Origin of the sequence: Blastopirellula marina (assembly GCF_002967765.1) — a bacterium.
GTDB lineage: Bacteria > Planctomycetota > Planctomycetia > Pirellulales > Pirellulaceae > Bremerella > Bremerella marina_A.
In genome coordinates, this window is record NZ_PUHY01000010.1 from 878,995 (window position 1) to 892,655 (window position 13,661).

Annotated in this window: 9 protein-coding genes; all 9 read right to left on the reverse strand. The window is 54.8% G+C overall.

Annotated elements, in window-relative coordinates; all coding sequences use genetic code 11:
* Window positions 1–35: 35 nt before the first annotated feature.
* Entirely contained in the window at window positions 36–785 is a 750-nt protein-coding gene (locus C5Y83_RS14715; RefSeq protein ID WP_105330481.1) for a YebC/PmpR family DNA-binding transcriptional regulator, read from the reverse strand.
* 118 nt (window positions 786–903) lie between these two features.
* Window positions 904–3,141, reverse strand: a complete 2,238-nt coding sequence (locus C5Y83_RS14720; protein ID WP_105330482.1) for a tetratricopeptide repeat protein — start codon at window positions 3,139–3,141, stop codon at window positions 904–906.
* 233 nt (window positions 3,142–3,374) lie between these two features.
* The gene (locus C5Y83_RS14725) at window positions 3,375–4,277 is read right to left on the reverse strand and encodes a hypothetical protein (RefSeq protein WP_105330483.1); all 903 of its coding nucleotides are present in this window, start codon (window positions 4,275–4,277) and stop codon (window positions 3,375–3,377) included.
* 64 nt (window positions 4,278–4,341) lie between these two features.
* Window positions 4,342–4,779 (reverse strand): 30S ribosome-binding factor RbfA, encoded by a 438-nt coding sequence (gene rbfA / locus C5Y83_RS14730; RefSeq protein ID WP_105330484.1) that lies wholly within the window; start codon window positions 4,777–4,779, stop codon window positions 4,342–4,344.
* A 39-nt stretch (window positions 4,780–4,818) separates the two neighbouring features.
* Window positions 4,819–7,806, reverse strand: coding sequence for a translation initiation factor IF-2 (gene infB / locus C5Y83_RS14735; protein ID WP_233207233.1), 2,988 nt, complete (start codon window positions 7,804–7,806; stop codon window positions 4,819–4,821).
* 259 nt (window positions 7,807–8,065) lie between these two features.
* Window positions 8,066–9,280 carry a transcription termination factor NusA gene (gene nusA, locus C5Y83_RS14740; protein WP_105330486.1) on the reverse strand — a complete coding sequence of 405 codons (1,215 nt, stop codon included), beginning with the start codon at window positions 9,278–9,280 and terminating at the stop codon, window positions 8,066–8,068.
* Between the two features lie 152 nt (window positions 9,281–9,432).
* The gene (locus C5Y83_RS14745; protein WP_105330487.1) at window positions 9,433–10,656 is read right to left on the reverse strand and encodes an ABC transporter ATP-binding protein; all 1,224 of its coding nucleotides are present in this window, start codon (window positions 10,654–10,656) and stop codon (window positions 9,433–9,435) included.
* A gap of 160 nt (window positions 10,657–10,816) precedes the next feature.
* Window positions 10,817–12,127 carry a beta-ketoacyl-[acyl-carrier-protein] synthase family protein gene (locus tag C5Y83_RS14750; protein WP_105330488.1) on the reverse strand — a complete coding sequence of 437 codons (1,311 nt, stop codon included), beginning with the start codon at window positions 12,125–12,127 and terminating at the stop codon, window positions 10,817–10,819.
* Window positions 12,128–12,371: 244 nt separating this feature from the next.
* Window positions 12,372–13,634, reverse strand: a complete 1,263-nt coding sequence (locus C5Y83_RS14755; protein WP_105330489.1) for a hypothetical protein — start codon at window positions 13,632–13,634, stop codon at window positions 12,372–12,374.
* Window positions 13,635–13,661: the final 27 nt, after the last annotated feature.

Consider the following 13,661-nt stretch of genomic DNA (forward strand, 5'->3'; position numbering starts at 1 on the left):
ATTTTACAGCAGGCGGCGAATCGATCGAGGACTTCTCAGTCTTCAATTTCCTCCATCACTTCGTCGGAAATATTGAAGTTGGCTGAGACACCTTGGACGTCGTCGTGATCGTCGAGCGCGGCCATCAACTTCATCAGTTTGCGGGCATCATTGCCTTCGACGTCGACGGAGTCTTTCGGTACTTGAGTGACGCTGGAACTGTCAACCTCGATGCCAGCAGCTTCGAACGCCTCTTGCACGTCGGAATAAACTTCCGGCTGGCAGGAGACTGTGAAGTATTCTTCCTCGCGCTGAACATCGTCCGCACCCGCTTCCAGCGCGATTTCCATCAAGCGATCTTCACTTGTTTGCGCAAGCGGAATACTGAAGACACCTTTACGATCGAAGTTCCAGGCCACGCAGCCAGTGGCTCCTAGATTGCCGCCACTGGTATCGAAGATCTTTCGCAGTTCGGAAGCCGTGCGATTCCGATTATCGGTCAGCACATCGACCATCACAGCGACGCCAGCGGGTCCATAACCTTCATACAAAATCTCTTCGATCGAGTTCCCTTTAAGATCACCGGTCCCTCGTTTGATCGCCCGATCGATCGTATCGTTCGGCATTCGGGCGCTCTTGGCATCGGAGATTGCAAGACGTAGCCGAGGATTTGCATCCGGGTCACCACCTCCCATTGATGCCGCGACGGAAATTGCCTTGGAAAGCTTTGTCCAGATTTTCCCGCGTTTGTTATCGACCGCCTCTTTCTTTCGTTTGATGTTCGCCCAGTGAGAGTGTCCGGCCATCGACTCAATCTTTCGTTATGCAGACATGTGCCGTCAATCGGCAACGCGGTGTATGTGAAATGAAGTAAGGATGAATCAGAGCATCGATCCACAATCGAGGTGAAACGAATGCTGGCGATTAGGTTTGCTGCTTTAACTTCTGTTGAACCTGCTTAAGCATCTCGGCTTCTTCCGACTTCTGTAACGATTCGACCGCTTTCTGCCAAGTATCGATCGCCTTCTGCTTTTGCCCGGCTCCTAGGTAAGCGTCACCGAGGTGATCGAGGACGGTACCATCATCCTCGCCAGCGATCTCGGCCGCTTTTTCTAGATGGTAGATAGCATCCGAGTAGCGTCCCAAACGGTAGTAGGCCCAACCGAGGCTATCAAGGTAGGCAAAGTTGTCCGGCTCGTCCGCCACAGCTTGGCGAATCATGTCGAAACCACGTCCCAGGTTCTGTCCGTTGTCGACCCACAAATATCCGAGATCATTCATAGCGCCCGTATCGTAGGGATACTCGTCGAGGACCTGTTCGAGCCATTCGGTGGCGGTGTCCAAGTCACCGTTCTGGCTCGCCAAACTGGAAAGCAACCGCTTCGCTTCTCGAACGACCTGACGGGTCTGCCGATTCTCGTAGTCGCTGGAAAACTTACTCAGCAATGTTTCATACTCTTGAACCGCTTGTTCCGTACGCCCAGCATGATAGAGCGTCCATGGGATTCGACTACGCAGCAAAGCCGACTCTTCGTCGAGCAATGCGGCGCGCTTGGCCGTTCGCAAAGCATCGTCGGTTTTATCCTGCATCTCGAGAACCGTCGCCAGATAGAAATAAAACAACGACGTCTGCGATTTCGGCATGCCAAGTTTGATTGCCGTGCGAAGTGCTTTCTCGGCGACCACCTCCTGCTCGTCACGAAATGCCTTCAAACCGAATTGCATGAGAAGTCGGGCTTTCTCCTGTTTATCGAGATCAGGCAAAGCGGTCTCGGTCCATGTCCACGCAAGCTCTCCCTTTTTCGCTTCTTGGAACAGACGTCCAACGGCGATTCGTTCGTTCAGGGAAAGCGATTCTGGCCGAACGGACTCTAAATACTCTTGAAGTGCAGTCCACTTAGTATCGTCCTTAATCAACTCATCCAGCGGTTCTGAAATAGAACTTAATTCGTATCGGCCATCGAGTGACGTGGCTAACAATTTCACGAAGGCGGCCCAATCCGCTTGTGCCGTGTAAGCTTGCGACAGATTCGCCAGAGCGGCGAGTTTTGTGTCGGCTTCGATCAGTGGCCCAGCAGTCAGGATGACGTCATCCCAGTTTTGTTTGTAGGCGTACAAACCAGCCAGAAAATATGCCAGGGGAGCAAACTCTGGTGACTTGTTATGAATAGGACGGAGCTTGGCGATCACTTCGTCGCGGGCCTTTTCCGGACTTTCCGCGGTTTCCTGTGTGACTTCCAGCAGCAATTGATAGGGAGCTTGACCAGCTTCCTGGTAGTCTCCCTGGAGGTACTCGTACAGCTTGTCGGCAGCAACGGCCCACTCTTTTTTTGCAGCGGCGACTTTCGCGGCATGATACAACGCCATGGCAGGCTTCGACTCAGTCTCTTCCGACTTGGCAAACATCTTTGCTGCTTTGTCCGGTTCGCCTGCTTCGAGGTAGGCTTCGCCCAGTTGATCGTATGTGGCGCGAATCCCGCCTTCACTGAACTGCTCGATCACTTCTTCCAGCCCAAACTTCTTGGGATCTGCAATCATCTTACTGACTTCATCCGCGTGCTTGGCCGCCTTCTTCGGCTGGTCGTCGGCAAGATAGATGCCGAGCAGACGAAACTCGGTACCCAATTGCTGGGCGTGCGAGTCTTCTTTCTGTAACAACTCGACGGCACGCTCATATAATTCGGCAGCACGCCCCGGTTGATCGTCTTCGAGACAATAGTTGGCAATCCGTAGCAAAGCATCAGCCGACATCGTTGTTTGATGTTCTGCCAGAAGGATCGCGTAACGCGATGCGATTTCGTTTCGCTTAAGCATAAAACCGAGACGAACGATTTCCTGCAGAATGCTAGGAGAACCGGGGCTCAGACGGTAAGCACGCTGATAGGTTTCCAGCGCACCTTCCAGATCCCCGCGATGATCTTGAAGCCGAGCTTTGGTGAGCAGCGTTGTCAACTTCAGCCGATTCTCGGCAGCTTCATTCCGCCCTTTCTCCGCGGTGAAAGGTTCCGGAAGTTCGCCGAAGGGAACGGGATCTTTTCCACGCGGCTTGGCTGGCGTTTCGCTGGAGACACCATTATCGGCGAGACACCGTTGGGCATTCGGAACAATGCCCGCAGACGCGAGCAGCAATAAGAGAACGCGGACACTAGGCCGGATTATCATGAAACCCCCAATCGGGCGGCAAGAGTCGAAAACGGTCCGGGGAAAGCAGAAGAAAGAACGCGACTGCCAAGTGCGCTTGCCTTATTTCACCGCTGAAACCGAGGCAATGAATGGCATGGATGCGAACTTGCATCCCCCGAAAGGTACGCCGTGAATTTTATCCTGCGAGCGTACTCTCGTCCAAGACGAATCCAATTTCCCGACTTGAAGCCTGACTCAAGGGCGATGCGACGTTATTTAGGCTTCTTCTTGGTAATACGAGTCGACGACGACTTTTTGGCCGTAGCTGTCTTTTTAGGAGCAGCTTTGGTGGTAGCCTTCTTAGTCGTCTTTTTGGTCGTGCCCTTCTTCTTCGACTCGTCATCGGCAGGCTCGTCTTTCTTGGCCGCCGTCTTTTTAGTGCTCGTTTTCTTGGTCGATGCCTTCTTCTCGTCGGCTTCTGTCGCGGCCGGCTCTTCGGTCACGCGTTTGGGGAACCGCGATTTGGCATCAGGCGAGATCTCCAGCAGTAAATCACGCACCTTCTTCGAGAATGGGGCCCCTTGAAAATCGACCGCCAACTCGTGGATCATGTCGGAGTACTCGACACCCTTGGTCTTGGGGATTGCCCGTTCGACACCGGGGACCGCCAGTTTGTCCATTTCCTTGTCGGTGATCGCCCCCAGGACGAACATCAGATTAACCAGCGCACTGTCGACAGGAATCGCATGGCCACCCAAGCCGTGTTGCGTGACGTAACCCACAACAAACGGCGTCGCGCCGTACTTCTCGATCTGAGCGACGGCTTTACCTTGGTTGCCCTTCTTCATCCCTTCCAAGTCGTATCCATAGACCGACTCAAAGATGTTTTGAAGCAAGGTTTTCACCCGCGTAGCAGCTGCTTCAGGGGCGGGATGCTTCGCGAACATCTCGGCCAGTTCGGCCACACTGGTCACGCGGATTTCGTTCCAGTCGATGTATTCCTTCTGCATCACCTCGAAACATTCGTCCGCTACCTTCCGAGGTGCGTTTTCCAGAATAGCCGCAAAGACCAATTGCTCTACGACGTTCCGCTTATCAGCACCGGCGGACGTGTAGTGCTTTTTGATTACCTTCTGGGAAGCGCTGAAAACATTTGCTCGGTTTGCGGCGGCCATGTTCTTTGTTGGATTCTCTGATGTTGGTTCTTAGCTGATGAAAAGGCAAACGGAAAGAAAAACGCTAGGAGTCCTCGTCCTCGTCGTCCGAATCGTCGTTCTCTTCAGAATCGAAATCGTCCGCCATGGTTTCTTCCGAAGGATCCGCGTCGTCTTCTTCCGGAGGCAGAACCTCTTTCAGGATGCGGCTGACCTCCAGCGATTGCTTAACTCCTTGGTCAATCTCGAATTCGAGCTTGGGAATATAGCGAGTATCGATGCGGTCCTTGATGCAGGCTTGCAGAAACCCTGCCGATCGTCGCAGGCCGTTGAGGCACTGCGACTGCTTTTTCTCATCCCCCATGATCGAAACGTGGACATTGGCACTACGCATATCGCCAGCCACTTCCACTTTCGTCACAGTTACGTCTTTAACGCGGGGATCGCGCAGACGAGTCAGGATTGCCATACTGACAACTTCCCGAATCGCGGATGCGGCTTTCAAAGTTCGACGAGACGCCATAGGTCCTTTCCCCAATCAAGGGGTATCAAGAGAGGGAGTTTAGCTTTCCAAAGTTCGAGCAAATTCCTCGACCTTGAATGCTTCTAAGATGTCCCCTTCCTTGATGTCGTTGAAGCCACCGAGTTTGATACCACACTCGTAGCCTTCGCGAACTTCCTTGACGTCGTCCTTTTCACGCTTGAGCGAATCGAGCGGATAGTCGCCGATGCCACGTCCGTCGCGATTTACACGAATACGGCAGTTTCGTTCGATGATACCACCCAACACTCGGCAACCGGCAATCGTACCGATGCGGCTGACGGTGAAGGTTCGCTGCACCAACGCACGTCCCAGTTCGGTAACACGCGATTCGGGACGCAAACGTCCTTCGAGCAGCATTTTGATATCTTCGGTCACCTTGTAGATGATATCGTAACGACGAACTTCGACGCCCCGATCATCTGCCAGGCTACGAGCAGCTTCATCTGGAATCACATTGAACGCCACGATCACCGCATCTGAGGCTGAAGCAAGGGTCACGTCCGCCACAGTGACACCACCAACGGTGGCCTGCATCACGCGAACCTTGACTTCTGGGTGATCGAGTTTGTCCAGCTCTTTCTGGATAGCTTCGATCGAACCACGCGTGTCCGCACGCAGAATGATGTTGAGGTAAACAATGCCTGCTTCGTCGCCAGCCAGGTTGCCCGACTGCAAGCGAGCCTGGAAGTCCTCGAACGAGATCTTGACGGTATGACCGCCTAGTTGCTGTTCGCGGGAACGGTGCGAACGCATTTCAGCGATTTCGCGAGCATCGGCAATGTCGTCGAGAACGTAGAAACGTTCCCCAGCTGCCGGAGCTTCGTCAAAACCAGTCACGTTGACTGGAGTCGAAGGGGGAGCTTCTTCCAAGCGAACGCGTGGATTGAGTGTGTCGTACATGGCTTTGACACGACCAAAGGTCGAACCACAAACCACAACGTCACCAACCTTGAGCGTACCGTTGTTGACGATCAGCTTTGCCAAAACACCGCGATCCGATTCCTGTTCGGCTTCTAAACAGACACCAACTGCTTGGCGTTTTGGGTTGGCTTTGTACTCGTGGATTTCGGACGTCAGCAAGATCGTTTCCAGTAAGGTATCGACCCCTTCGCCCGTAATGGCGCTGGTCTTCACCACTTCGACATCACCACCCCATTCTGCTGGCAACAAACCATGTTGCGAAAGTTGTTGGAGGGCCTTGTCCGGGTTCGCACCAGGAACGTCCATCTTGTTCAACGCCACGATGATCGGCACTTCAGCCGCCTTGGCGTGACTGATCGCTTCTTCCGTTTGTGGCATCACACCGTCGTCGGCGGCCACAATAAGGACGGCGATATCAGTAACGTTCGCACCACGAGCACGCATTTCGGTAAATGCTTCGTGGCCAGGCGTGTCGACGAAGGAGATCTTCTTGTCCCCCTTGTCCACGATGTAGGCACGAATGTGCTGGGTAATACCGCCCGCTTCGCCAGACACGACATCGAGACCGATAATCTTGTCGAGCAACGAGGTTTTACCGTGGTCGACGTGTCCCAAGAAGGTGACGACTGGTGGTCGTTCCACGAGGTCTGCGTCCGAATCGACCATATCCTCGATGTGATTGAGGAGCGTATCTTCGATCGATTCTGGTTCTTTGATCTTGAGATCGATGCCATGTTCCGCACACAGCAGCTCGGCCGTTTCAGCGTCGAGGCTGGCGTTGATGGTCACCATTTGGCCCAAGCCCATCAGCGTCCGCTGAACTGACTGAACTGGTAGCCCAGTCGCTTCCGAGAATTCTCGTAGCGTGCAAGGCAATTCGAGAGCAATATCGGTCTTGCGCGGTGCGGCGGTCGAGACCTTATTACTCGACTTCTCACGACGCGGCCGCGAGCGACGTCCACGGATTTCACCGTCGTCTCCGCCATCGACGGAACCAACGTTGCGGTTGCGTTTACGACCTTGAGTTCGGGCGTCGCGACTGCCGGCCATCCCAGCCATACCAGTCGACTTACCTTTACCCTTTTTACCGCGTGGAGTGCCTTCTTCGGTTTCGCGAACTTCTGCCACATCATCGATGTCAGCAACCGACTTGCGATCCTTAGATTTGCGTTTCTTCTCGTGCAGCTTGGTAAATTCTTCGAGCGGTGCCTTCTGCCCCTTCTTGGCCCCTTTAATGGCCTCCTTAGGCAGCTGCATGATCGGCTTTTGGGCGGCCGGTTCTTTCTTTTCGACCGTCTGCTTCGGAGCAGGAGCCGTAGGCATCTTAGCGATCTTAACGACCGGGCCAGCTTTCTTCGGCTTTGGCTTTTCGCGGCCTTTGTTACGATCGTCCTCTTGCTTTTTGGGACCACTTCCGCCGGCACCCAAGGTTCGAACCTTACGCTGCGAGCCGATTGCGATGTAGTCGCCGCGACGAATACCGCGGACTGGCGCGTCTTTGTGGGTGGCCTGTTCGCTGGAAGGCTCCGCTTCGTCCTTATCTTCTGACTTGGACTCGGCCTGTTCAGCCTCTGGCTTCGACTCAGCGACCGGGGCTTCTTCCTTCTCGGTGGGCTCGGACGAAGTCGGCTCGGAGGTCTCTTCCACCGGAGTCGAAGGTGCTTCAGCTTCCACCTCGTTGGTGGTCACCACTTCGTCGGCTTCGGTAGCCGGCGAATCTTCTTCCTCAGTTGCAACAGATGCTGCCAATTCCGATTCCTCTGGTTCGTGAGACGAATCGTCCTTACCTCGACCGCGGCCAGAAAGAGGCCCGCCTAAGGTGCGGATCTGTTTTGGCTTCGACGGTTGAACAGGACGCTCAGGGCGGATGGGCTCGTCAATCGTAGACCGCCCCTGACTTCCACGGCGGGAGTCATCTCCGCCGGAGTCTTTGTTAAGAAATGCTTTGACTTTGACCAATTCGTCATCGTCCAGGCTCGCAAGTGCAGACCCTTTCCCAGTAACACCTGCGCGATTGCAAATGTCGACGAGTTGCTTGCTATCTACCTGAAGTTCTTTAGCTAACGCGTAAATTCGTATGGGCACTTGTGCCTTCCTGCTGAGTTCTCTGGTGATGAAGGAGGCAGGACTACCTCGCATATCATCTGTTACCGGGACCAATCATCCTACGTCCCGCCAAATATCTTGCCAACCACGAGCCAAACGCCTGATTGTCATAACCAGAGGTTCGGTGAATCCGGCAGCCCGCACACGAGTGCGACCTCAGCCCGATTCGTTTCGCTATTGGGAACTCATCGGGAAAGGCCTCGCCGCCGAGGTGATACGAAATTAAGGCTCCGCTTTATCATTGTGCGGAGCCATCCTTGAGTTTTTCATCGCGAATTCGCCGGCGTTCAGCTTCCATGGCCCGTTCGGCCTGTTCCGCTTGCTGCTCGGCCAGATCGCGTATCTGTTCAACTTGCTCTTCCGTGTACTCGCCCATCTCCATCAATGCATCCGTCTCGATGACCGAAAGGTCGTCGTAGGACAGGAAGCCTTCGCCGACCAATTGTTCGGCGACTTCTTCCGTAATGCCTTCAATGGTGCTGAACCCAGACACGGCACGTTCGATCTGCTCTTCGAGTTCTTCGCGGAGCATGATCTCGATGTCCCAGCCACACAGTTTGCTTGCGAGACGGACATTTTGGCCTCGACGACCGATTGCCAAGGAAAGCTGATCTTCGCGAACCAAGACGATGGCGCGACCCATCATCTGGCACAAAATCACTTCCTCGACCTCTGCCGGTTGCAAGGCATTGGTGATCAGTTCTTGCGGATTCTCGCTCCAGCGCACGATGTCGATGCGTTCGCCGGCAAGTTCATCCACGATATTTTTGATTCGATTACCACGAACACCAACGCAGGCGCCAACACAGTCGACGCGCTGATCCGAGCTATCGACGGCGACCTTGCTACGGTAGCCAGGCTCGCGGCTGATGTTGCGAATCTCGATGACGTTCTCGGTAATTTCGGGGATTTCCTGTTCGAACAGACGTTCCACGAACTTTTTATTGGTACGGCTGAGAACCACTTTCACGCGGCTCCCTTGCTTGCGCACCTCGAATATCACCGCTCGCACGCGATCGTTCGCATGGAACGATTCGCCCGGGATTTGTTCGCTACGTGGGAGGATCGCTTCCACGTTATCCAAGGTGACGATCGTCGCACCACCCTCACTGCGATGGACGATACCGTTGACCATTTGGCCGATCAGGTCGTCGTACTCTTCGTGCAGCGCATCCCGTTCGGCTTCACGGATCTTCTGAATAATGACTTGCTTGGCAGTTTGAGCACCGATACGGCCTACGGTCTCTTCCGGATCCATGGGGACACCGTCGATATGACCGCTAATGGAACCGTCTTTTCGATCGATATTGATCACCACCTCGGCGTCCTCGGAATGGTACTTCCGCGAAGCGGAAACCAATGCCGATTCGATCGCCTGGAAGACGATTTCCTTGTCGATCTTTTTGTCCCGGTGAATCGCATCTACGATTCGCAAGACTTCAGACGGATTCATGAGTCCTTCACTTTCAACGATAATTGCTACCCTGGGTTGGTGAGTCGATGGACTCCCTTCCATTGGCCCAGGGCAGGCTTACTTCCGGCAATGGTCTGCCGCGTTTTACCAAATTGTAAGTCGGTCTTTCGAATACCACGTGGGTTGCCGAATTAGTCTCGCCCTGGTGAGGACAGACGCAGACCTGTTTTTCCATCGAACCAGTGCAACGTTGTCGCCCGGAAAGCGATCGAGGCTGGTCGATCCTGCAAGCCTAGGATAGATCTATCCAGAGCCACATTCACACCAGCCTTGGCAGTAATCCGAGGCGAAACGGCGCCGTTCGCCTCATCCGCTGGAAGGCGAATATGGACAAAGCCCACATCTCCCAACGATTCGATCAGTTCTACCTGACCTTGGCCAGCCGCCAACCATTCCGCAGAAGCATCCTCTGTTAAAAGAATATCTTCTGGTCGGACACCGAGAGTCACTTTTCTCGAGCCGCTTGGTTCTAACTCGGGGCATTGGCTGGCTGCGAGCTCCAGTTGAATTCCGCAACCGCGGAACTGGAACCGGCCATTCTCCTGGACCAATTCTCCCTCGAGCAAATTCATACCGGGCGTTCCCAGAAAGCTGGCCACAAACCGATTCGCGGGCTTGTGATAAACCTCGCTCGGAGGTCCAACCTGCTGTAAAACTCCCTTATCCATCACTGCGATTCGATCGCCCAGCGTCATCGCTTCGACCTGATCGTGAGTGACGTAAATCATCGTCGCACCGAGGCGACGATGGAGTTCTTTCAATTCACGCCGCATCTCGACCCGCAACTTGGCGTCAAGATTCGACAAAGGCTCGTCAAACAAAAAGGCAGCCGGTTCGCGTACGATTGCACGCCCCAGGGCTACCCGCTGACGCTCCCCTCCCGAAAGTTCTCGCGGATAGCGATCTAGCAGTTTGCCTATTCCTAAGGTATCGGCCACTTGGTCGACCTTCGCGGGAATCTGCTGAAACTGCTCTTCACGTTTCGCAGCACTCTCGGAATTTTGCCAACGCCGCCACATCCGGGATACCAAGTTCCCACCATAGCGAAGCCGGAGCCCGAACGACATATTTCGTCGGACGGTCATGTGGGGATACAACGCGTAGTTTTGGAAAACCATTGCGATGTCACGATCTTTTGGCGAAACGTGAGTAACGTCTCGATCCCCAATTGTGATCTGGCCGTTCGAAACCTCTTCCAGACCAGCAATCATCCGCAATGTGGTCGTTTTTCCACAACCACTGGGACCCACCAGGACCAGAAACTCTCGATCGGCGACCTCTAAGTTCAGCTCGGAAACGGCAGCAACTGAATCGGAAAATCGTTTGCTAACTTGGTTTAGAACGACTTTCGCCATGATCAATTGCTACTGCCTGCCGGCTGGCTTACCTACCAAACGGAAAACGGCTCTCGAAATGAAAGCCGTGCTACATGCTGAACTTAGTGGCAGTCACAATCCCGCTAAGATACCGGTCTCTAGGCCCAGTGTCAACCAACTGCAACGCTAGCGACCCCGACTAAACCCCGCGAATGGCGATTGCCGAGGCCTGACCTTGCGGGCTGAAATTCAAGCTGACGAACACCCCGTCGGACGAGATCTCTTGGGGCTCGCACCCCACATTCAGATCGCATTTGGGGTCACGCGTAGCGAAACCAAGCGTACCGGGGAGTGTTTTACGCTGTTGAGCGAGCAGACTACCAATGACTTCTACGATGCCGCTGCCGGCACCCAGGTTACCGAAGTAACTCTTCATTGCAATGACCGGAGTTTTATTTGCCAAGTCTCCCAAAAATTTTGTCAGACCGGCAGCTTCATCCCAATCAGACTGCTGAGCCCCCAATCCGTGGGAGTTAATATGCTGGATATCGCCAGGCTTGATTCCGGCGTCGCGGCAAACAATCGCCAAAGCATTGGCAATCGCGGTCGGCCGGTCGGCCGTTCGATCAGCATTCCAACCCGTGGAAATCGATTGCCCGAGCACTTCTCCCAGAATCTTGGCGCCGCGGGCCTCTGCATGTTCAAGCGATTCAAGCACGAGGGCCCCTGCCCCTTCACCGATTACCATACCACGACGATTCAGGTCGAACGGCAGGCATCTCCCTGCCTCTTCGTCGCTTCCCTCGTTGATCGGGTCCTGTAGGAAAGTGTGCACCGTTCGTGTTTCATGCACGCGCGTACCCGTCGAGCCTGAGATGATCACGTCGGCGTGCCCACGAGCAATAGTCATCATGGCTTCGCCCAAAGCAGCCCCAGCCGACGCTTCGCGCAGGGTGATCGAGTTATTGGGACCACGCATATCGTTGAAGATCGCAACGTGGGAAGCCGGCATGTTTGGCAAATACTTGAGCAGCCACAGCGGCGTGATCTCAGGGAGCCCCTTTTCTGCCCACTTCTCGAAGGCGAATTCACCACCTTCATTCAGACAGGCAGCCGTCGCTTTGTCGAACTCTTCGGGGAGCGTCATCATATAGTCGGAACCAAAAATGACACCCGACTTTTCCGGGTCGTAATCCCCCACCGCCAGACCGCTGTGCTGAAGCGCTCGCTGTGCGGCTGCGACACCCATTTGGATCTCGCGGCACATCACCTTCAGATTCTTTCGAATCGAACGTGTCTGCTCTTTGCTGACGTCGCCAAAGTCGCCGATATGACCGGTGAATTCAGTCGCTTCACCGGCGTACGGACTCGGCAGCGCATCAGCCGGAAGGCTCTCGATTTTGCGAATTCCAGATACGCCAGCTCCAAGGGCATTGGCGAAGGAGTCCAGATCCATGCCAAGCGGGCTGATCTGTCCCATACCGGTAATGACTACTCGTCTCGATTGCATTCGTACGCCTATCGACACCGGGGCAAAAGAGTGCATGCCGTGGGTGCTGGGGATTCTTAATAGTGACCCAAAATTCTAGGGCACCATGGCGGTGATGTCGATGGGAGCCAGCAGGCCCTAACCTGCTCTGGGGCACGATATCACCCGCCTCGTCGCTGGATATTAAATGGCCGAACGTCTTGCGAGTCCTGACATAAACCCAGCCAGGGTAATCGCCCCCAAACGTGAGGGTGGCGAGTGAGGACTAGTAACGGCCACGACTGTCGACTGCAGCAGGCTGAGCACTCCTAACCGGCTGGCCAGCTCCCGTCTTGGCGTCCCCTTTGAACTCCACGAACATTAAACCATCCGCCCTGGGGGGACGCTCTGGCAATAGGCCCGCTAAACTAGGCAATTGCGGGGCCGTGCCGGCTATTCCAGCCTGCGGACGAGCCACGACACCGCAACTGATCAGAAGTACCTGATCAGAAGGCCAGCGAAAACGCTCGTGCAGCCGCCAACTAACCATTTGTGGAATTTGAATATCGACGGCCTGACGCGTTCCGGAGGTGGGCACATCGACGTCGACGGTGACAAACTTCTCGATCTGATCGACACTGCACTTCAGCACGGCGTCGATCATCTTATCGTCAGGTGTCAGCAGCGGGCTGACCTCCATGGCGAAACCCTCTTCAATCTGGTCACTTTGCAATTCGTAGCCGGGGAAAGTCTGTGTCGCACGAACACCGCGGACGAATGTACGGGGCTGAAGCATCGAGATCGTGCTCGACTGGCCGTTGTGAACCAGGAGGTCGGCCGCGTGATGCTCGCGAAAATCGCTACGCTGCCGTAGTTCGTTCAATAGCACGGCAGCGTTCTCCTTACTCATCAGCCACGCTTCAATTCCGGGCGTTTTCACGGAAACGGGCTGCATCATGCGGTAAGCCAGGCGGCGCCAGTTGGGGCTTGTCACGGTCACCATTCGCACGCCAAGCTTCTTCACTTCAGCTTGGCTATCAACAAATTTTGTGACCACCTCGGTGACCACTTCCTGCATTTCGACGGTGTGATAAACGCGCAATGTGCTCTTATTAGCGTGCAACATTCCCAGAGGTTCGCCGAACCAGACATCGGTTCCGGTTTCTCGCAAAATCCAATCAATGATGGCCTGCTCGGGCTTCGCGGTGGTGGTCACGCGCGAGGTGTAAGGAGTGATGTCATAGTCACGCCAGACCTGGCCAGCACCATTGGGCAGCTCTTTCAGGCCGGAGGTTACCTTCAGTAGCGTTCCGGAGGAAGAAACACCTTCTTTCGGAGGCGTTGCCGGATCACTGGCAAAAGCGGCTGGCTGAACATTTGAGGAAGGACGACTCGGAACTGACGCCCCGGGATTTCGCCACTGCAAGGAGGAATTCGCCCCGCCTGTTACCCCGCCACTGACAGGCATGGGGCGAGGTTCCGACTGAGCGGACGCTGTTTGAGCGATGCAAGCGACCATCAGAATGCTGTAAAGGCATCCACGTGCCATGATTCAATCCTCCTTGAATTTACGCCG